The 20897-nt window shown below is 33.4% G+C and carries 17 protein-coding genes; 6 read left to right on the top strand and 11 right to left on the bottom strand.

Annotation, left to right across the window (positions count from 1 at the left end; translation table 11 throughout):
• Positions 1-7: 7 nt before the first annotated feature.
• Both A5821_RS06245 and A5821_RS06250 read right to left on the bottom strand, forming a co-directional pair.
• Entirely contained in the window at positions 8-685 is a 678-nt protein-coding gene (locus tag A5821_RS06245; RefSeq protein WP_170922962.1) for a WxL domain-containing protein, read from the bottom strand.
• 18 nt (positions 686-703) lie between these two features.
• The gene (locus A5821_RS06250) at positions 704-1714 is read right to left on the bottom strand and encodes a WxL domain-containing protein (RefSeq protein ID WP_086313715.1); all 1011 of its coding nucleotides are present in this window, start codon (positions 1712-1714) and stop codon (positions 704-706) included.
• Between the two features lie 297 nt (positions 1715-2011).
• Between A5821_RS06250 and A5821_RS06255 the strand changes: the two genes are divergently transcribed.
• From A5821_RS06255 to A5821_RS06265, 3 genes are read left to right on the top strand one after another with little or no spacing between them, the layout of a single operon-like run.
• Positions 2012-2767 carry a LytR/AlgR family response regulator transcription factor gene (locus tag A5821_RS06255; RefSeq protein WP_086313716.1) on the top strand — a complete coding sequence of 252 codons (756 nt, stop codon included), beginning with the start codon at positions 2012-2014 and terminating at the stop codon, positions 2765-2767.
• A gap of 11 nt (positions 2768-2778) precedes the next feature.
• Entirely contained in the window at positions 2779-4092 is a 1314-nt protein-coding gene (locus A5821_RS06260; protein WP_086313717.1) for a GHKL domain-containing protein, read from the top strand.
• A complete protein-coding gene (locus A5821_RS06265; protein ID WP_086313718.1) occupies positions 4089-5405 on the top strand; it encodes a hypothetical protein in 1317 nt (438 codons plus the stop codon). The genes A5821_RS06260 and A5821_RS06265 overlap by 4 nt, the downstream gene beginning before the upstream one ends.
• Positions 5406-5466: 61 nt before the next feature.
• On the opposite strand, the gene A5821_RS06270 is transcribed toward A5821_RS06265, so the two are convergent.
• The 8 genes from A5821_RS06270 to A5821_RS06305 all read right to left on the bottom strand — a co-directional run bounded on the left by A5821_RS06270 (position 5467) and on the right by A5821_RS06305 (position 16318).
• Positions 5467-6153, bottom strand: a complete 687-nt coding sequence (locus tag A5821_RS06270) for a response regulator transcription factor (RefSeq protein WP_086313719.1) — start codon at positions 6151-6153, stop codon at positions 5467-5469.
• 31 nt (positions 6154-6184) lie between these two features.
• A complete protein-coding gene (locus A5821_RS06275; RefSeq protein ID WP_086313720.1) occupies positions 6185-8929 on the bottom strand; it encodes a putative mucin/carbohydrate-binding domain-containing protein in 2745 nt (914 codons plus the stop codon).
• 71 nt (positions 8930-9000) lie between these two features.
• Positions 9001-11850 (bottom strand): leucine-rich repeat domain-containing protein, encoded by a 2850-nt coding sequence (locus A5821_RS06280; RefSeq protein ID WP_086313721.1) that lies wholly within the window; start codon positions 11848-11850, stop codon positions 9001-9003.
• Positions 11851-11884: 34 nt separating this feature from the next.
• Entirely contained in the window at positions 11885-12952 is a 1068-nt protein-coding gene (locus tag A5821_RS06285) for a DUF916 and DUF3324 domain-containing protein (protein ID WP_086313722.1), read from the bottom strand.
• A gap of 264 nt (positions 12953-13216) precedes the next feature.
• The gene (locus A5821_RS06290; RefSeq protein WP_170922963.1) at positions 13217-13900 is read right to left on the bottom strand and encodes a WxL domain-containing protein; all 684 of its coding nucleotides are present in this window, start codon (positions 13898-13900) and stop codon (positions 13217-13219) included.
• Between the two features lie 23 nt (positions 13901-13923).
• Positions 13924-14589 (bottom strand): WxL domain-containing protein, encoded by a 666-nt coding sequence (locus A5821_RS06295; RefSeq protein WP_086313724.1) that lies wholly within the window; start codon positions 14587-14589, stop codon positions 13924-13926.
• A gap of 26 nt (positions 14590-14615) precedes the next feature.
• Positions 14616-15290 carry a WxL domain-containing protein gene (locus tag A5821_RS06300; protein WP_086313725.1) on the bottom strand — a complete coding sequence of 225 codons (675 nt, stop codon included), beginning with the start codon at positions 15288-15290 and terminating at the stop codon, positions 14616-14618.
• 14 nt (positions 15291-15304) lie between these two features.
• A complete protein-coding gene (locus tag A5821_RS06305) occupies positions 15305-16318 on the bottom strand; it encodes a WxL domain-containing protein (RefSeq protein WP_086313726.1) in 1014 nt (337 codons plus the stop codon).
• A 228-nt stretch (positions 16319-16546) separates the two neighbouring features.
• Here A5821_RS06305 and A5821_RS06310 point away from each other — a divergent pair, with 228 nt between their 5' ends.
• The 3 genes from A5821_RS06310 to A5821_RS06320 are packed head-to-tail and all read left to right on the top strand — an operon-like array spanning position 16547 to position 19918.
• Positions 16547-17299, top strand: coding sequence for a LytR/AlgR family response regulator transcription factor (locus A5821_RS06310; protein WP_086313727.1), 753 nt, complete (start codon positions 16547-16549; stop codon positions 17297-17299).
• A 13-nt stretch (positions 17300-17312) separates the two neighbouring features.
• Positions 17313-18608, top strand: a complete 1296-nt coding sequence (locus tag A5821_RS06315; protein WP_086313728.1) for a sensor histidine kinase — start codon at positions 17313-17315, stop codon at positions 18606-18608.
• 20 nt (positions 18609-18628) lie between these two features.
• Positions 18629-19918 carry a sensor histidine kinase gene (locus A5821_RS06320; protein ID WP_139844048.1) on the top strand — a complete coding sequence of 430 codons (1290 nt, stop codon included), beginning with the start codon at positions 18629-18631 and terminating at the stop codon, positions 19916-19918.
• Between the two features lie 147 nt (positions 19919-20065).
• On the opposite strand, the gene A5821_RS06325 is transcribed toward A5821_RS06320, so the two are convergent.
• Positions 20066-20758, bottom strand: coding sequence for a winged helix family transcriptional regulator (locus A5821_RS06325; RefSeq protein ID WP_086313730.1), 693 nt, complete (start codon positions 20756-20758; stop codon positions 20066-20068).
• Between the last annotated feature and the right edge of the window lie 139 nt (positions 20759-20897).

Genomic DNA, 20897 nt, shown 5'->3' on the forward strand with positions numbered 1-20897 from the left:
ACAAAATTTAGTTATTACCAGTCGGTGTGTTGATCAAAGTCCACGTCACAGTAGCTTGGTAATCTCCCAATAAGTTTCCACCAGGAATCGTTAATTCAACTTGATCCGCCCAATCATTGATCCATGATCCTTTTCCTTGATTTTTTTCGGCACGCAAGATTGGTGTTGCGGCTTTTCCGATGATCGTTCCTGCTGCATTTGCTGCTTTCGGTGGATTCGTTGTGTCTCCATTGGCTGTTGTTTTAAAGGTTCCTGCTGGTACTTTGATCGTTGCACCTTTTAAGATTTTTGTTGCTTCTTTTTTATCTTTAAAATCATCAACTTTTGCTTGAACATTCCATCCAGCACCTGTTCCTCGTTTATCCGTTACTTGAATTCCTAGTGTTTCTCCATCCGAAACTTCTGCCGTTGTTTTTGTTTCACCACCACTGATCTTTGCTGATTTAAACTCAAAGTTCGAGACAGCATCAATTGTTAACAAACCTTTTTGACCTGTTTCTGGTCCGACTGGTTTCTCTTTGTCTACAGGATCATTAGGATCTGGATTTTCTGGGTCCTCTGTTGTGAATTCAAACGTTGCATCTGTATTGAATGGCGTCGTTGTTTCTGCGTTTGCTTCATTGGCTCCTGCTGCTAAAAGTGCCGTTAATAGTAAGGTACTACTTAGTAAAATTGTCTTTTTCATTTTGGTCATTCGCTCCTTTTATTTTTTCCCTGGTGTGTCAGACATTGTCCACGTTAGTTCTGCTTGATAGTCACCGATCAATACATCTTGTGGGATCGTCAGGCTTACTGCATCTTTACCGAAATTATTCATCCAGTTCCCTGCACCAGTTTTATCTGCTGCTTCAAATACTGTTTGCGGCTTATTATTAAGTGTTAATTCTCTAGCAGTTGGCGCATTGGCTCCTGTTCCACCGTTTGCTGGTTTCACCGTTCCTTTTGGTAAATATAAAGATGCACCTCTAATGATTGTTTTGTCGTCTAATTTGCCATCTTCTTTAACTTTCATAAAATTAGAAATAGCTACTTGAACCGTCCAACCTTTTGCCGTTCCACGTGAATCCCTGATTTGAATATTTGGTGATTCATTTTTTGCTAGAACTGCTTGCTCTTTCCCAGTCAAATTCACTGATCCAAAATCTAATGGTGATACGTAAGAAATCGCTAAGTTTCCTGGATTGCCAGTTCCCCCACCGGTTTCATCTCCCGGCTCTTCTGGATCTGTAGGTTTTTCACTTTCGTCTCCTGGTTCTAAGGTAACTGAACCTACTGATTTTGCATTTCCTTTGCCATCACCTTCAGATTCAGTGGCAAAGGATGTGTTTGGTGTTGAAACCGCACCTAATACAATTGCTGATAATAAGATTGATCTCCATAATTTCATTTTTCTTCCCCCTGTAAAATAATAGTAAATACTGATAACAGTGAACAAACCAATGAGAAGTAAACCAACAGTTATTCCAACTATTGTTATTATCTCACCAGTGTTCGGTAGTCTTTTTCCTTGTCCATAACCTAGATCGCCTAAGATTCCTCCATGATTTTTGGTTTGCTCTTTGAGTTTTTTTGGTGTGTTGTCATGGACAAAAGTGATGCTTGCTTGACTACTTGCCTTACTTGCAGCTTTTTTTTCTTCAGCATGTCCGATGAGCGGCGTTAAAATAAAATAAACAGCTACTATAAATAAAACAAGTAATCGATTCTGTCTCATAGAAATCCTCCTTTACTCTTTATTTGCAGCTAAATCTTTCAACTTTGCTGTACTCCTTTACGAAAAAATGTTCTTAGTTATTTTTTGTATAAGAGCTGTTGCTGTAGTACACTTTAAATAATACAGTTAAGTTTTATCTCACAAAACATTTTGAAAGCGCTTTTTCGTTCCTTTCGAACACTTTTATACCTTTTATTTAACAATTACTTCCTTTTATTGCAAAAATAATCTAAAATATACTAAAATAATTTACTTAAATTTTGTTTTTTTTCATGGAATACAAGAAAGGAGCCTTCAATGGCATTTATATCAAAGGTTTATGTAGTAGAAGATGACCACGAATATAGGAAGAGAATCATTCATGCTTTAAAAAATTATCATTCAAATTTTGTTCGATTCAACATTTCTTCCATTGATAACCATCTATTCTTTATGGAGGAACTTCAAACAATTTCTATTGCTGACACAGATGTTTTTATTTTTGATATCGATTTAAAAACTACGTTTACAGGAATTGATTTAGCTTTAGAAGTACGCAAACATAATCGTAACTGTTCGATTATTTTTCTAACAAGTTTAGAAGATCAAGCAATTCCTATTATCAACAGCAATATTTTACCCATCGGCTATCTTATTAAAAAAACTGTTTCGTCTACAAAATTAAGTCAATCACTCTATGAACTATTGGACAAAGTTGAGTACAATTTAAATAATAGTTGGAGAGAAGATCCGAATATCGTTCGGATAAAAACAGGGGCTAAAAAAATATATGTTAATGGAAAAGATATTCTATACATAGAATCAATAAAAGGATTGCGTGGAAAAATTTTAATTAAAACATTTCATGAAGATATCATTATTAATGGACAAATCGGCAAAATAAAAAAAATGTTGGATCATCAGCCTTACTTATTTACATCATTACAATCTTATATCATTAATTTAACTGCTATTGCTGTTCTTGATAGAGCAAAAGGGATGGTTGGCTTTTCTAATGGAGATGAACTATTGGTGGGTATCAAAATCATTGATAAATTGAAAAAAGTATTATAGGGGGCTTAAGTATGGATAAGTCTTTCGTTACTTCCATAATAGCAGTAAATTTTTTACAAATGATTTGGCTGATTACTTATAAAAAACTACTCACATTACGTGAAAGTCTCATTTTGAGTGGCTTTGTATTTATTCAGTTTATATTAGCAATTTTTATCAGTAATTCTTATATTGCTTTTTCTCAATTATTTTTTCTAGCCATACAATTTATGTTTGTCGCAAGAAAACTGAATAACTGGTTTATCCCATCATTATTGATCAGCATTGAAAATTCCTTGATTCTTTTGTCTTGGATTCCTACTTTGGACACTTGGGATATTTTACATATTAATCAGGAAATTTCTGATCAAACTTATGCTAAGTATTTATATTTATTTATTATTTTGCAGCAACTTCTCTTATTTTTCTTAATTATTTTAGTTCGTTATTTAAATCGGCGTTTTGCATTATCCAATTCGATTTCTTTACTGCCAAAAAAATATAAATTATTGTCTATAGTAATGCTCCTACTTTTATTCCTACCTACTAGCCTCAAACAATTTAGTGTCCTAAATGGCGACCCAGTTTCCGTTTTATATAGTTCCGGTATTGTGATTGGTTGTACAGTGATCATCACGCTTAATGTATTACTTGCAACCAAATATAACAATGAAAAACAGTATATCGAATTGCTTTCAGAAACCTACAGGCAAGAAAAAGAAAAAGTGACACTCTCTGATGAATTTCGTCAAGATTATCAAAACTTACTCCTTAGTTTAAACAGCTCTTTAGAACAAAAAGAAAAAGAAAAAGCAGTTGCCTTACTTAATAACATTATTGATTATTCAGATCCTCTGCTGACACCGAACCTATATAAAAAAATTTCCAGTATCAGCAATCCACCCGCTCGAGGATTATTAACTAGCTTTCTGACGAAATGTCTGACAGCTACTATTGACATTGACCTACAAGTTACAGATAATCTAACAGATTTGACTATGAATATCGTAGATTTTATTCGATGTTTTTCGATTTTATTGAATAATGCGTATGAGGCAACGGAACAGACTGAACATCCCTTTATTGGTGTTTTCATTGAAGGAACACAAGAGTTTTTAACGATAGAAGTTCGTAATACCTACAATGAAGAAAAAAAAGTTTCCTTTCAAACCTTGCTGCAGAATAATTTTTCTACCAAAGCAGGGCATCAAGGAAAAGGGCTTTATATTTTTATGACGATTTTAGATCAATATCCAGAATGTGATTATACGATCACACAAAAAGAGAATCAATTTATTGCTAATTTTACACTACTGAAAAATACCGATGAGAGGAGATATTTATGAGCTTTCCCTTTTTTGCTATTTTATTGTCGCTAAACTATCTCCAGCTTATTTGGTTTTTAGGCAATAAAAAATATACTTCATCAAATCAAACTACCATTCTTTCGTCGATTCTTATTTTTCATTGCCTATTTATTTTCTTGTTTCAAACACCTTTTATTGTATTTCTTTTATTTCTTTTTGTTGTTTTGCAGCCGATTTTTATTGTTTGCCATTTAAAAAGTTGGTTGTTGATGGCTTTATTTCTTTATTTAGAGAGTTCCTTGATTATTATATCTTGGCTATTTCTTTATGATTTACCCGTTTACTTATTAAGAATTGGACTAGTTTCCACTGAGCTACACCAGCAGCTTCTTCCTTTTTTATTGGTAGGACAACAATTTTTACTGTTTATTTTTATCTTGTGGGTCAAATGGTTTGATCAAAAATTCGGTCTTTTTGATTCTATCGCTCACGTTCAAAAAAATTATAAAGTAACGGTAATTTTGCTTACTATTCTGTTAGTTTTTTTATATTTTCTACGTCAATTTGCCGTATATAACAGTTCATATAGCTCGTTTTTATATTTAACAGTGATTTTACTTGGACTTAATAGTGTGTTTCATTTTACTGTTTATGTATATAGTCGATATTACCAAGAGCAACTCCGAAAACTGATTTTGTCTCAGCAGTATAATAAAGATTTAGATAAAATTACTTTAGCAGATGAATTTAGGCATGATTATCGCAGTATTTTGGTGAGTTTGATGGGCTATATTGAAGAGGATCGATTAGAGGAAGCTTCTGCTTTTATTTTATCTGTAACAGATTATTCAAAAAATTTATTAGAAGAGGATAGTTATGATCAATTGAATCGCTTGGCGAGCCCACCGATCCAAGGGTTGCTTTTACGATTTATTGAGCAATGTGAAGAAAAAGGGATTCATCTAAACATCTCTATTCCTCAAAAAATCCACGATGCTGATATTTCGATTCGATTGATTGATTTTATTAGATGTTTATCCGCTCTTTTAGATTTCATCGTAAATAGGCAAACGAGGTACCAAGATAAATCAATTTATTTCACTTTGAAAAAAACGCCTCAAGACTTGTTGATTGAAATAAGTAATCTTCCTAAACAGCAATTATCAGAAATTAGGCAGCCTGAATATTTGATTACGGATAAAAAAATGCCAAAACCATCTGAATTGACCAATGTTCAAACGATACTGAAAAATTATAGAAATACGACCTCAGTTTTTTATTTCGATCAACAAAATTTGTTGATTACACTCTCTCTTCAATTAAAATATGTCTCTATAGTACCAGAAAAGTAAAAGCAAAAGTGACCGGAGGGTAACGCATAGAGTTATATCCCAGTCACTTTTGCTTTTATACTTATCTATCGTTAAACATATATCCTTTTGATCGTATCGTTTTAATGAATCTTGGTTTCATTGTATTTTGTTCAATTTTACTTCTTAAGTGGAAAACTGTATTAGCGATACGATAGTTTTTATCCTCGATATCTGTTTCATTCCCCCATAATTTTTTTTTGAATTCTTCATACGAAATCGCTCTTCCCGGATTGTTATATAAAATTTCCATTGTTTGAAATTCCTTTTTCGTTAAGGGTACTTCCCGTTCTCCATCAATAACGACACTTAAATTATTTGGTAATAATACAAAAGAAGCAGAATTTATCGGATATCCTTGCTCTAACGCATTATTGAATGGTTGACTATCTGCTAGAAGATTATTCAAGGTTAATAATAATTCTTCGGGATAAATTTCTGACGAAAAGCAAATCTTAGTTCCTAATTGTAAATAGACAATATTTGCATGAGAATCCCCTTCTTCTGAAAGCAAATAAATTGGTGAGCAAGTATTTTTTGTCAGTTCGATCAGCCAATGGCAAGTTGTAGGCATATTTGTTTCTTGGATAATGATTGCATCTGTTTGTATGTTTTCAGTTGGCAATTCATCGTTTGATATCGGCACAACATTCCAACCTTTTTCAGTTAAATACTTCATATGAACACTTTTTTCAGGTTCTTCTGACGTTAAAAAGCCAATTGTAAACATCCTATAGTCCTCCTAATAATTTCATTCGATTTTATTTTACTGGTCCATCTACTAACGACCAAATTAGTTCTGCTTTATAGACGCCTGTTTTCGCATAAGTCGGAATTGACAAGCTGACAGCATTTTCTATTGATGCTTGATCTGTCATCAAGACCTCTGTATAATCACCCAGCCCTTGACCTTGTTCTGCTGAGAAAATCAATTGATTGGTATTAGCTGTCGTAATAATTACTTCCTTTGATTTTGGCGGATTATCTAAATCTCCTTCTTGGCTTTTAATTGTTCCTTTAGGAATTTTCAACTGCCAACCTTTAAGAATCGACTCTTGATTTCCCTCTGTTTCAGATAAGAAATCCGTCATTGAAACCTGAACATTCCAACCACCGCCTATTCCTCGTTTATCAATAACTTCTAAGCCTAATTCTTCTCCAGATGATACAAAGGCTTTCTCTGTCTTGCCTAATTGGATTTGTTTAAACAAAAATGCTGGAACTGTATTGATTGTAAGAGCATCTGGATCTGCGATGACTTCTACCATTGCATCACCGCCTCCTTGTGTCCCATCTACAGCAAAAAAAGAATTGTATTTTTTACGATACTCTACCTTATTTTTTTCTGATAATGCATTCATAGCAGCCCAAAGTTGTTGTTTTAAATCAGAATCGGATGATCGTTTCACTTCTTTTTGTGCATTTATTTCTGCAGCTAGCTCATCGATTTTTCCCATTAAAGTGGATTCCGGATCATTTTTTAGTTGTTCATTTAACAACCCTGTAGATGTCATCTTAAAGATATTTGTATCGTTTCCTTTATAAATGATATTATCTGAGCTGATTAAACGACTTTTCGTTTCATCATGAAAAATTTTCACTTGGTAGTCAGGCCCAAAAGAAAATGTATCTTCTCCCAACGTATTTTTTGTTCCTTCTAGTTCTTTGCTGTAAATGACCTTCCCTGTAGGATCGCTAACTTCTATACTGATGTATTTTTCTCCTGCATAATAGACATGCGGATCTTTACTCGCAACTCTAAAACTAGCTTGTTGATGATTTGGATTTGTTTTGAATGAAGCTGCAAGTACACTACCTAAACCACGAAAAATTATTTCTTGGTTTACTAACACACTAGCATTAATTTTTTCAAAGATTAATGTGCTTGTATTTTCTTTTTCTTTTATATACAAATAATGTTGATTGAAAGAATAGCCAAGTTTTAGACTATTTTCTAGCTCTATGGTATAAATGCCGTTTGGTATATCCTCAAAATGAATTGATGCTTGTTGGATTACTTCTTCTCTAATGATCGAATTGCCATCTAACAATCGAAGTTTTTTCCCTTTTATTTGTTCAAGATCATCGATGTTTAAATTCAAAGTAAGCGAACCAGTCAATCCCAACGGTGCAATCGTTTGATTATCTACAAGCTCAAAGTTTGAATTGATCATAATCTGTTTATCAACACTTTTTCTAGCGGTATCTAGTTGATCCTTGGGAATAACATCCACTAAGGCTGCAACTGCTGGAAACCGTTTAGAGCGATTAAATTCACCTTGCTTGATGTTCGGTTTCATTTTCCAACGATCCAATGCCGGAGTAAAATCAAACCTGCTTGTTTCACTGTAATATTTGTTCATCAAATCAGGGAGTGGATAATTAGCTGTACTAAAACCTGGCTGTTGAGCTAGTACTCGATATTCTTGATACATTTTGGCGAATGCTTCTTTTCCAGCTTTTTGTTTCAGCATGGTCAGTAACACTAAGCGTTCTCTAAGACTAAGACTACTATCATAGCCGCTTCCTTCTATAATGATTTTTTGATACAACCCATTGTCAACTTGTGTTCTTTTCCCAAAGTTAAAAAGCCAACCAAAATTATCAGCGTCTTTTCCAAATTTTTCATACTGGAATTGTGCTGCCAACAAGTTATTTGATACTTCACCAGTGTAGAGCCCTACATTATCAAATCCTGCTTGATAGCCATGACCAATTTCATGAAGTGTCCCCCAGCCTTTTTTTTCAAGCCACATATTTGTACTTGAACTAGTATTTGCAGTCCAATTTAGACCATAATAAGCACTGCCTGGTCCATTTCTATCAGCTTTTAAGAAATAGCGATTTTCGCTCATTCTATTTTCTGATGAAGAGTTATCCAACCCAATATATTGATCAAACGTTGTAAGAATACCATCTAGGTGTTCAATTAGTTCATCAATCGTTTTAAACTCTTTAAGCGTTCTGACTAATTCTTTATCTTTTTCAGGTAAGAAAAGCTGAAACCTTGTTCCCTTGATTAGAGCAAAATCACTATTGTCTTTATCCCAAGTTGTAAAAAAATCGGCAGGATTTCCATGCCATTCATAAATCGGCAAACGTTTTTGCGGACTATCATCAATAACTTCATATTCTACAGTTGCATTTGCTTGACCATATGGTGTGTTAATAAAAGGCGTAGTCACAAAATCAGACGATAGTTCTACCCACTGTGACCCAACTTTTTTAGATACTTCTTCTTTAGAGTCATTTGATAATAACCACACTGTCAATTCACCTTTAAAATCAGGACTTGTTTGTCTGATTCTTAATGTTGTATTTTCCTTTAAAACAAAACCTAAATCTTGACGATCATGGTACTTCCCTTTACTGATTCCAGCTTTAAACAGCCATGTTGGTTCTTGAATCCCCCTAACTTCCTTAGAGCCATCTTCTGCATAGCTAAATTGGACACCGAAAAACAGCGTAATCGTAAAAAATAAAAGCGTTATGCTCGTCTTTTTCATTTAATCACTCCTTCATTCTGAATGTTTCTTATATGTAATTCACCTATAAACATAAAAGCATGTTCCTAACTCTAATTAGAGTTAGGAACATCTTCGAGTGTCCAAAGAACATTGCCTTTATATGAGCCTAAATAATTTGAACCATTCATTTTATATTGCAGACCTTGTTTGTTCCCCCAATTATCTGAAATAGGGATTACTTCTTTAACGGTATCACTTACACCACTTTCAATCATGATTTTCTGATCTGAGACAATATTTTTTTCTACACCTTTGCTATCGATATAGATATATTCACCTTTAAGAGCTCTTGAATCAGAATTCAGAGTGCTTGGCGTTATACTCAATTGCCAGTGACCATTTTCTCGATTGTCAAATACAGAGACTTTCCCAGTTAATTGTACTGGCTTTTCCAAGTCTTTCCCTAATGCAATTGAAAATGCCATCGCTGAAGGGACACTGTCTAATTTTAGTTCAGGTATTTTTGTTTTGACTATCCAAACATTCTTTGGATTTTGATCTGAATTATCCAGAATTACTTTATATGTCATTCCTTTTTTGTAAGGAATTTCAGCTTTTTCATCTGCTTTTCCTTCATACAAAACCGTCTTTGTTTCTTCATCAATAATTTTAAACACATGTTCAGCATACAATGGAATCTTCGTTGCAGAAGAAATTGCTGTTAAAGCAAAATAGCCAGGATCAGATTCAACAAAAGGTTTTATCGATGTGGTTGTTGGATTAGTAATCATAATTTGCTGATTACCTGATAAATACATTTCACCAATGAATGTTTTGGAATAACCCTTTGTAACAGCACTTGTTAAGAAACTAGGTACATCGGCTGTATTGTAAGTAAGTTGGTTATTTTCTACCATTAAAATCTTAAAACCGTCTCTAAACGTTGGGAATTGCCCGACAAGTCTATTTCTATTCAAATAAAGTGTATGCAGATTTGGTAAAGTGCCTAGTTCTTTTGGTACAGTACCTGTCAAGCCATTTCCATCTAAAATTAAATATTCTAAATTCGTTAAATTCCCTAACTCCTTAGGTATTTCTCCTGTCAAATAATTATCAAATATTCTTAGATCCTTCATCTTCGCTAATTTCCCTAACTCTTCTGGAAGATTACCATCCAGTTTAGTATTTCTTAAATATAAGAGTTCTAGATTTTGAAAATATTTGATATTCTTAGGAATATGTTGTCCTGGAAAAGGTCTAGTACTATCCGTATTAATTTGTTTGATTTTAGCTAAATCTGACATATAGACATCTTTATCTATTTGTTTTGGGCTTAGCTGGTCATTAATATTATTAATGATCCATGCTTGATTCTCAAAAAATGCTGAAGTGATAACATCATCTATTACATCTACTGGTACATCAATCGTCTGTGTTAATTGTGGTAACAATTCACTCTGTAGTTTCATTGTGATTGTCTCTTTTTTTACTGTATCAAATACTTTTTTTGTTAGAGGAAGTACTTTTACTTTGTCCCCTGGAATCGTACTTTTTATATCTGTCAAAAGACTGTCTAAATTTAAATCATCTGTACTGCTGTTTATTTCTACTTTTTGCGGGACAGCCGTTGCCAAAATAGTTGGAACGATTTGTGCATCGGCAGTATTGCTAGTAGAAGTCACCCAGTCTTTTCCTATTTTTCTGACATTATTAACTGTTAAAGGCAACTTAATTGACCCACTAGTTGAATCATAATAAGTTAATGCTTTTTTAGTATCGATTGTAGTAAGATTTGCTTGAACTGTAACGATGTTATCTTGCAATTCTATTAGTAAACTACGTGGTATAGCTATATCTAACTTGCCATCTGATGTCTTCTTAATTGTGACCTTACTTGTAATATCAGTGCCATCTAATTTAGATATTTTGATGTTGGCGCCATCAAATGTTGAAAACAATTTGTCTTTGTCCTCTAAAACAATTGCTAGCACATCTGGATAAAACTTGTCATAGGCTGGCGTAACAACCTGATTAATCGAATAATTAGCTTGAAAAGAATCAGCGACTTTAGACCCTTCAATAGTTGGTGAAGTATAGTTAGGAATACTTGGAGACTTCACATCACTCTTAAAAATAGTATGAAAAGTAGACAAAGCGCCCCTTTCCTGAAAGCCACCTTCAACTACTGGATATTCGTTGTCTGATACAACAATAAACTGTTGCTCATTAATGGAAGATGGCAACATCCTTACCTTCAAAAGATCCAACTCAGATTCCGATCCTGTCATTTGAGACAGTACAGTTGGTACTATATTGCCTACAGGTCTTTCACGATATACCTTCTTTAAACCAACTAATCCAAATGAATTATAAGAATAGTTTATTGTAGACTCGTCAGACATACGATTCGTTATAGTTTGAGGGAACTCAACATATACATTTTTTACAACTTCTTTCGTATCCGTATAGACTAACTGATACGAACCCCAAGCATCACCAACTCCTCTTGACATAGCCGAGTCTATGTTAAGTGACCCATCACTATTCAACTTAATAGAATACATAAAGTACTGCGAAGGAGAAGGCGGTCCTGTAAAGAATTTAATTTTATAAGAAATCGGTCGGTTATTGTAGATTCCAACATTGTTATAGTACAGCACCCAATTTTTGTCAAAAAATATCGTGTATCCAACATCTTTAAAAGCACGTTTCCCGTCTTCATGCACAATATCATTCACTGCCTCAGTAGAGGATTTTGTATACGCTGGTCGAATAACTGGTTTGTCTGGGACAAAAGTTTTTCCTCTTGTAAGAGTACCATCAGGAAGCATTTCGACATAATAATCTTCTAATGAAACTGTTTCAGACGCAGCTTCAACAAATGATACTTTAAAAAGAAATAAGATGAATATGGACAAATATAAAATAGCACCGCTTACTATTTTTACGCTTATTTTCACTATTTATTCCTCCTTTCTTTGCTTATTTCCACTGTTATTTCCCTTGTTTATTTTTCCTTTTTTTACGTTTTTTGGCTAATGCTTCTTTGCGTTTTTTTTCTTTTCTTATTTTTACAATCAAAATGATCACAGCTGCAATGACTATGACAATACTTGCAACGATTCCACCAATCGCCCAATAATTGGGTTCTTTTTTGACTTCAATAGCTTCTTCGTTTAATTTTTTAACTTCTTTGGCTTTAATTTCAAAATCTTTTTGAAATCTCCACTCTTTATCCTTATTACTAGCAACTAAGTCTAAAGAATATTTTCCAGGCGCTAGTTCTTGATTGTCCCAACTAATCGGAAAATCAAAATTTGAGTTTGGAGCCATCGCTAATTCTTCTTTAGTTGTTTGGTGGATAACCTCTGTTGCCCCTTTTTTACTTACCTTAGCCACCACTTTTAAATCATTGACAAATGTAGGCTGTGTATTTTGAAGATTAGCTGTTACAGCTGTTCGATAGTTCAGCAAACTGGGCTGAATCGTATTCAATTTTAATTCAGGAACCACAGAATCATCTTTTTCAGTTAGTTGGACACCAACAACCATGGCGTATTTATTGGTGATTTGAACGCCACCTTCAGATTTTCTCTCCTTTTCCCCTGATTCATCTTTATAGACGTAAAATCCACCCACTATTTTTCCAGAAAATTCCTCTTCTGGCATTTGTAAGCTAAATGAAACTACTTTCTTTTCTTTAGGAGCTAGCGTTACTTTTTGCTCTTTTGATAAAAGCTTTGTCAGTGGATACTTTAGGCTGGAATCGATTTCTTTATCTTTCTCACTGAAATCGATAACACCGTTTTGATTGGTTGTTGCCACATTTGGAATGACATTCAACGTAATTTCTTTATCCCCAGCATTTGAAATATTCAATGATAAGTCTTGTTTTTGTCCTGGTTTCATGCGTAAATCGAAATAAGTTTGACTTTTATCTACTTGATTTTCAGGAATATTAGCACTAATCGAATACTCCATATCTGCCGCTGAAGCGGGTATTCCTATAAAAAATAAGATACTTAAAAATAAACTGTACACCATTGTTTTGACGTTGCGCATCGTTTTTCCTCCTGAATTTAATGAGCTTGGGCTAACCTAAAACTTTTGAGACACCCAACTTTTAAAACAGATGTTTTAACGTCTGTGGTGAATAAAATAACGATTAGTTTATTTAGTGAGGTCAGTTTTTAGAAAATAAGGCTAGAACAAAACAACTTTTTTTATTAGAAAGCAGTTGCTTTGTTCCAAAACCCATTTGTAGTAAAATGAATCCCTGCTTTATTTTCCTAAAATTGATTTATTTTGGCCTTGCTCTTACTCATTTTATTTTCCTGGTGCGTCTTGAAGCTCCCAGTAAATTGTTGTTGTATAAGTTGTATTCGCTTTAGCTGTACCAGCTAAGATTGCTAATTGGATGTTTTGGTTTTTCTCATCAGCATCTGCTTTCTTCCAAGTTTGCATCCATGTACCTTCACCAGAATTTTTATCAGCCATTAAGATTTTTTGGTTTGTTGCTGTTAATGACACATTAAATCCTTTTGGTGGCGTGATCACTTTTCCTGTACTTTTTGAGGCAATTGTACTGCTTTTTAGTGATAGTGTTGCTCCTTTTAGTTCATCTTTTTTGGAACTTACAAATGGATCAGCTTTGACATACAACGTCCAACCAGCAGACGTTCCGCGTACGTCTGTTACTTGAGTATAAGGATTTTCATTCATCGCATATTCCACTTGATCGGAGCCGCTGATGTTCACTTCGCCAAACTTTACATTTGGCACACGGTCAATTGTCAATAAACCTGTATTTCCCGTTCCTGGATTTTCTGGGTCTGTTGGATCTGTTGGACCTACTGGCGGATGCGTTTCATTTTCGTCTCCTGCCAACATTTGAATATCAACAGGTGATGTTGCATCTGACAATTTTTCTGCATGCACTTCTGTATTAAAGCTATTAATAGCTAATACGCCTAATACTAGGGATGAGAATAATACTATATTTTTTTTCATTTTTATTGCTCCTTTTTTATTGCTTATTTTGATGGTGCAGTTGTTAGAGTCCATGTTAAATCGGCTTTATAAGTCCCTATTTTGGCATAACTAGGAATCTTCAACGTCACAGGAGTAGTGGTAACCGTATCTTTATCCATAAAGATACTCGTGTATCTTCCTAGCCCTTTATCTTTGTCTGCTGAAAAGACAGTTTGAGCTACTCCAGCTTCATTTAAAGTTACGACTTTTGTTACGGGTGCATTCGCCATGTCTCCATTTTTACTTTTTACTTTTCCTTTAGGAATCACTAATTCCCAACCTTTTACGATTTTGTCTGAGTTTCCATTAACAGTTGATGAAAAATTTGTCATTTTCACTTGGACATTCCAACCAGCACCTGTTCCTCGTTCATCAATAACTTCTACCCCTAGTTTTTTTCCATCTCCAAGTTTAGCTGTTCCAATATCACCAATCTTAATTTGACCAAAGTCAAAATCAGAAACAGCATTAATCGTGAAGTCTCCTGTTCCTATCCCTGGTCCAATTGGTTCTTCCGGATCACCTGGATCAACTAGGTTAGATTTCGTTACTTCAACATTTGCTGTCGTTGATTTTTGTGTTGCTGTATCTGCTGCAAAAGTACTTTGTCCGTTAACTAGTAATAGACTTGTTAAAGCAACACCTGTGACTATACTTAGCTTTTTCATATTGGTTTTCCTTCGATTTCTCTTAATTATTTGTTTCCTGTTGGTGTGTCATACATCGTCCAAGTAATTGCTGCTTCATAATTACCAACAAGATTCCCCCCTGGGATTGTTAATTCCACATTATCTGCCCAATCATTGACCCAAGAACCTTTTCCTTTGTCTTTGGCTGCTGTGATAAGTTGTGTTGCAGCAGTGCCAATCACCGTACCGTTCCCATTTGAGGCTGTTGGAGCATTATCTTTATCTCCAGTAGCGGTTGTATAAAATGTTCCTGCTGGAATTTTTACAGTCGCGCCTTTCAATATCTTTTTAGCATCTGTTTTATCCTTAAAATCACTGATTTTTGCTTGAACATTCCAACCAGCACCTGTTCCTCTTTTATCTGTTACTTGAATTCCTAATGTTTCGCCTTCATTAACGACTGCTGTTGCTTTGGTTTCGCCCCCTGAAATTGTTGCTGAACCAAAGTTAAGATCAGAAACAGCATCAATTGCCACTAAACCTTTTTGACCAGTTGGTGGAGTTACTGGTTTTTCTGGATCTACTGGTGGATTTGGCTTTAGATTGTTAGGATCTTCCGTCGTAAATTCAAAGGTTGCTTTACCATTGTATGGTGTTGTACTTTCAGCATGAGCCGCTTGTGCTCCCATAGCAAGTGATGTTAATACAACTGAGCATGTTAATAGAATCGTTTTTTTCATTTAATTTTCTCTCCTTATTTCTTTCCTGGTGTGTCTGAAATCGTCCATGTTAATTGTGCTTGATAGTCACCAACTAAGGCATCTTGAGGAATTGTCAATTTCACTGTTTCTTTTCCAAATTTATCCATCCATGCACCAGCACCGACAATATCAGTACTTGTTCCTGGTTTTGCTTCAAAAATAGTCTGTGGCTTATCATTTACTTCAACTTCTTTTGTTGTTGGAGCTGAAGATGTCGTTGCTCCGCTTGCTTTAGCTGTTCCTTTTGGCAAGTATAAAGCTGCTCCTTTCATAATGATTTTATCGTTTGTTTTTTGTTTGAATTCTGTCATAGATACTTGAACGGTCCACCCTTTACCAGTTCCGCGAATATCTCGGATTTGAAGACTTGGATCTTCATTTTTCGCAGTTTTCACTTGTTCTTGTCCTGTTAGTTGAACATCTCCAAAATCGAGTGGAGAGACATACGTAATTGCTAAAAGTCCAGTATTTCCTGTTTCGCCACCTTCTTCATCACCAGGAACTTCAGGTTTACCTGGTTTATCATCTTCTCCTGCTTGTAGGTTTACTGAACCAAATGATTGTGCATCTTTCTTTCCTGATTCATCGCCAACTGTATTATCTGTCGCAAGCGAGACACTTGGTGCTGCAATACTACCTAATAGTAGTGTTGTTACGAACATTGATTTCCATAATTTCATTTTTCTTCCCCCAATTAAATAATAGTAGCCTACGGTGACGCACAACATTAGTAAAACCAAATAGCCTGTAGCTATCCATAAAATCATCTTGACTTCACCAGTATTCGGTAATCTTTTCCCTTGTCCTAGACCTAAATCACCAAGTATTCCTCCCTTATCATTTGGAGTTTCTTTACTTTTTAGTGGTGTGTTGTCCTGAACAAATGTAATACTCACTTGACTACTCGCATGGTTTCCAGTATTTTGTTCTTCTGCTTTGCTTATCTTTGGATAAGCACTCAAACAAATAAATACCAACAAGAATGCAAGTAATCTATTCCTCTTCATATAACTCCCCCTTATTAAATCTTTTGTATCAAAACAGCGCTGTAATACTGTTTAAATAATACCGATACTTTTAAATCACTTAAATCGAATGTAAGCGCTTTTTTGTCTTTTTTACGATTTTCGTATTTTTTTTATCAATAAACTCTTCATTTTATTGGAAAAATAATTTACTATGTATTAATATTGTTTGATTAATATTTAATTTTACATACTAAGGAGTATTTTATTATGAGTTTATGTGCTAAAATCTACGTGATAGAAGATGATTATGAATATCGGAAGCGAATTATCCAATCTTTAAATGACTATCACTCTAATTTTGTTAATTTTGATATTTCTTCTATAGATAATCATTTATTTTTTTTTAAAGATCTTCAAACACTCTCAATCACTGACACCGATGTTTTTATTTTTGATATTGATTTAAAAACGACCTTTACTGGAATTGATTTAGCGACAGAAGTCAGAAAAAAAAATCATAACTGTTCAATTATTTTTCTGACTAGTTTAGAAGATAAAGCAATCTCTATCATCAATAGTGACATCTTTCCAATTGGTTATATCGTTAAAGATGGGACTTCCCAAGCGAATATGAATAACTCGATCCACAAATTATTAACAAAAGTAGAACATCAACTAAAAGATTTTTGGACTGAAAATCCTGACATTGTTACCTTAAAAAACGGTGCCGAAAAAATTTATATCAATTGTAAAAATGTTCTTTATATTGAATCTCTAAAAGGAGTACGTGGTCAAATTTTAATTAAAACTTTTTCAGAAGAAATCATTATCAATGGCCATATTGGTAAGATAAAAAAACTTTTGCCACAAGACTACTTAATGACTTCACTACTTTCATATATCATCAACTTATCAACTATAGCAACACTTGACAGAGCAAATGGAATCGTTAGTTTCTCAAATGGAGAACAATTAAATGTAGGTATTTCGATTATTGATAAAATAAAAAAAGCCTTATAGGAGGCTAATTACTTTGGATAAATCTCTCTTTACATCATTACTGGCAGTTAATTTTTTTCAGTTTATCTGGCTTCTTACCTATAAAAAAATTTTTATGTTGCGTGAAAGTCTGGCCCTAACTTTCTGCGTAGTCATACAATTTGGCTTAGGCTTTCTTATACATTCACCTTATATAGCACTGTTTCAACTTCCCTTCTTTTTATTACAGTTTATTTTTTCTGTTAAAAGATTGAGTAATTGGTTTTCTCCCTCTCTATTGATTAGTTTTGAAATTGCTTTAATTACTCTTTCTTGGATTCCAACATTGGATACTTGGGATATTTTACATTATAATCAGCAAATTTCTAACGCTACCTATGATTCTTATTTTTTCTTATTTGTCTTTTTGCAGCAATTAGTATTATTTTTGGTTATCGGATTAATGAATTATTTATGGAAACGATACTTCCCTCACGATACTCCTGCACTACTTCCCAAAAAATATAGACTACTTTCTGTTTTTCTTTTGTTTTTGCTTTTTTTAGCTGTTCTCATCAAACAAGTCAATGTTTTAAGCGGGGATTCCTTTTCTCTACTTTATAGTTTATTTATTATCGTTGGTTATACCTGTTTAATCAGCTGGAATTTGCTGCTTGTGCTTAAGTCTAATAATGAAAAACAATATATTGCTCTTTTGACTGAGACGTATAACCGTGAAAAAAATAAGATTAGCCTTTCACATGAATTCCGCCAGGATTATAACAATTTCTTACAAAACTTAACGACTTACTTAGAAGTTGGAGATCAAAAAAAAGCGCTTGAGCAGCTCAAACGCCTTATTCAGTATTCTGATTCCTTGCTTACGCCAAATCTATATAGGAAAGTTTCTGTTATTAATAATTTACCCGTTCAAGCTCTGCTAACAAGTTTTTTGAACAAAGTACTTAGCGCAAATATTCATTTGAGCTTACATATAACTGAAAATTTAACAAATATTGATATGAACATCGTCGATTTCATTCGATGCTTTTCCATCTTGCTCGACAATGCTTATGAAGCCACTGAGCGGACAAGCAATCCTTCTATTGAGATAACGATAACTGGAACGGCTAGTACCATAACCATTGAAATTGATAATACCTATAGCAATCAAGTCAGTATTCCATTCTCTACTTTTTTGCAAAATAATTTTTCAACCAAAGAAGGCCATCAAGGAAAGGGCCTGTATATTTTCATCAATATATTAAAGAATTATAAATACGCTAGTCATAACTTCACAAATAAAAACAATCACTTTATTGCCAAGTTCACGATACCTAAAAAAATCTGATACTGAAAGGAGGTATACCTTTGACTATAACTATCTTTATGGGAATACTTGTTATGAACTACTTACAGTTTATTTGGTTTCTCAAGTATAAAAAATTTATTACACCGCACCAAACAACTATTCTCACTATATTGTTGAGTCTTCAACTTCCATTATATCTGGTATTTAACGTCCCTTTTGTCTTATTAGTCGTTTTTACTATTTTACAGCCTATTTTTATTGTTCGCTCTTTAAAAAAATGGCTACCGATGGTCCTCTTTCTATATGTAGAAAACTCCTTAACCATCATCTCATGGTTATTTACGAATGATTTAATTGGTTTTCTTTTAAAAAATGGACAAATTTCCAATACTTTTTATCAACAGATACTTCCAGTTTCAGTAGTCTTACAACAATTATTGCTTTTTATATTGATTTTAATTGCTATAAAAATTGATCAAAAATATAGTATATTCGACTCGATTAATCAAGTTCAAAAGAGCTATAAGCTTCCAGCTATCCTATTAACGATTCTGTTGATTTTCTTAGATTCTTTCAAACGTTTATCTGTTTTTTTTCACTCTAGTATCGACTTTTTTTATCTTACGTTTTTATTATTAACGTTAAGTATTATTTTTTGCACCACTGCTTATTTATATAGTCAATATTATCAGCAGCAGATGATGAAAAAAATATTGTATCAGCAATATAATAAGGAAATGGAAAAAATCACTTTATCTGATGAATTTAGGCATGATTATCATAATATTCTTTTGAGTTTAATGGGGTACATAGAAAATAATGAGTTACAAAAAGCGTTAGGTTTTATTTCATCTGTAGAAAATTATTCTAAGAATTTGTTGGAAGAAGATGAATATGATCAAGTAAATCACTTAACAATTCCACCCGTTCAAGGTTTGTTGATTCACTTTATTGAAATGTGTGAATCACAGAATATTCAGCTAACTATTTCGATTCCGCAAATAATCCATGAATCAGATATTTCTATTCAGTTGATAGATTTTATTCGATGTATCTCTACTCTATTTGATTATGCTTTAAAAACCAATGTGGACGGCCAAACCTCAACGTTAACACTCTCCATAAAAAAAGAAAATCAAGTATTTTACTTTCATTTAACCAATCTAGAAAATTCTTCAGAATTGCTGGAAACTACATTTAATCAAAGTACTCATCCTAAAAAAAAGCTTATTGAAAGTAATTTAATTGCTGCTCAAAAAATTCTTCAACATTATAAAGAAACTGAGTTCTCCATTACCTCTAACAAAGAAAAATTTACGTTGACTTTTAGCTTTCCGATAATTCCTTGACCCTTTCTTAACATCTTATAAGACAAAGACTGTGATTACACTGAATCATAAGACTCCCTATCTTTATCTCCCTGTTTGATGATGAACAAAAAAGATCAGAAGAATAAATCATTTCATGATGATTTTCTCTTCTGATCTTTTTCTGTTTTATTTCAAATTCAACATATATCCTTTTGAACGAACTGTTTTGATAAACCGTGGATTAGTTGTGCTAACTTCTATTTTATTGCGTAAATGAAACATCAGGTTTGCCACTCGATAATTTTTATTTTCGCCCTCTATTTCAGAATCCCATAGTTTTTCTTTAAGCTCTTCATAAGAAATGGTTTGACCAGGACTATTATATAGTAGTTCCAATGCACTATATTCTTTTTTAGTTAAAGAAACTTCTTGTTTTCCATCAATTAGAACACTTAAATTTCTTGGGATTAGCTCTATTTCTTTTCTTGGAGATGAAGTTGATGTATTCTCTAAAAAATGACTCTGTTTAGTTGAGTAATGAGAAAGCAAATTCGATAATGTGTAATAAAATTCCTCAACTTCCATTTTCATAGGAAAACATGCTTCTGCACCTAACTGTAGATAAACTATATTGGAACGAGATTCATCCACTACAGATAACAGATAAATTGGGATTTTTATATATTTTTTTAGTTCCATCAAGTAACAGCACGTTTCTGACATCGTCTCTCCCAAAATAATGATAGCATCTAACTTTTCTGGAAAGTTGGATTGTTCCTTTAAGTTAATTTTCGCCAAATTCCACCCTTTATCTGCTAAAAAATTTAAATGTGTATTTTCTTCTTGTTTCTTCTCCATTAAGTATCCAATCGTATACATGATTCGTCCTCCCTTTTCTACTAAACTTATATTTTTAGTTTAAAAATTCTAAAACAAAAAAACAGTAATTATGTTTTTTAAATCATTTTTATTTCATTATATGTATATTACACTTATTTCAAGATAAAAAAAACAACTT

It is taken from the genome of Enterococcus sp. 7F3_DIV0205 (assembly GCF_002141365.2).
In the GTDB taxonomy this organism is placed as follows: Bacteria; Bacillota; Bacilli; order Lactobacillales; family Enterococcaceae; genus Enterococcus_L; species Enterococcus_L palustris.

What these genes read in the sequence shown, in the direction of transcription:
- A5821_RS06250 (WP_086313715.1), bottom strand. Translation starts at nt 1,714, where the DNA reads ATGAGACAGAATCGATTACTTGTTTTATTTATAGTAGCTGTTTATTTT.
- A5821_RS06325 (WP_086313730.1), bottom strand. Translation starts at nt 20,758, where the DNA reads ATGTATACGATTGGATACTTAATGGAGAAGAAACAAGAAGAAAATACA.
- A5821_RS06275 (WP_086313720.1), bottom strand. Translation starts at nt 8,929, where the DNA reads ATGAAAAAGACGAGCATAACGCTTTTATTTTTTACGATTACGCTGTTT.
- A5821_RS06310 (WP_086313727.1), top strand. Translation starts at nt 16,547, where the DNA reads ATGAGTTTATGTGCTAAAATCTACGTGATAGAAGATGATTATGAATAT.
- A5821_RS06305 (WP_086313726.1), bottom strand. Translation starts at nt 16,318, where the DNA reads ATGAAGAGGAATAGATTACTTGCATTCTTGTTGGTATTTATTTGTTTG.
- A5821_RS06265 (WP_086313718.1), top strand. Translation starts at nt 4,089, where the DNA reads ATGAGCTTTCCCTTTTTTGCTATTTTATTGTCGCTAAACTATCTCCAG.
- A5821_RS06245 (WP_170922962.1), bottom strand. Translation starts at nt 685, where the DNA reads ATGAAAAAGACAATTTTACTAAGTAGTACCTTACTATTAACGGCACTT.
- A5821_RS06295 (WP_086313724.1), bottom strand. Translation starts at nt 14,589, where the DNA reads ATGAAAAAGCTAAGTATAGTCACAGGTGTTGCTTTAACAAGTCTATTA.
- A5821_RS06290 (WP_170922963.1), bottom strand. Translation starts at nt 13,900, where the DNA reads ATGAAAAAAAATATAGTATTATTCTCATCCCTAGTATTAGGCGTATTA.
- A5821_RS06270 (WP_086313719.1), bottom strand. Translation starts at nt 6,153, where the DNA reads ATGTTTACAATTGGCTTTTTAACGTCAGAAGAACCTGAAAAAAGTGTT.
- A5821_RS06260 (WP_086313717.1), top strand. Translation starts at nt 2,779, where the DNA reads ATGGATAAGTCTTTCGTTACTTCCATAATAGCAGTAAATTTTTTACAA.
- A5821_RS06255 (WP_086313716.1), top strand. Translation starts at nt 2,012, where the DNA reads ATGGCATTTATATCAAAGGTTTATGTAGTAGAAGATGACCACGAATAT.
- A5821_RS06285 (WP_086313722.1), bottom strand. Translation starts at nt 12,952, where the DNA reads ATGCGCAACGTCAAAACAATGGTGTACAGTTTATTTTTAAGTATCTTA.
- A5821_RS06300 (WP_086313725.1), bottom strand. Translation starts at nt 15,290, where the DNA reads ATGAAAAAAACGATTCTATTAACATGCTCAGTTGTATTAACATCACTT.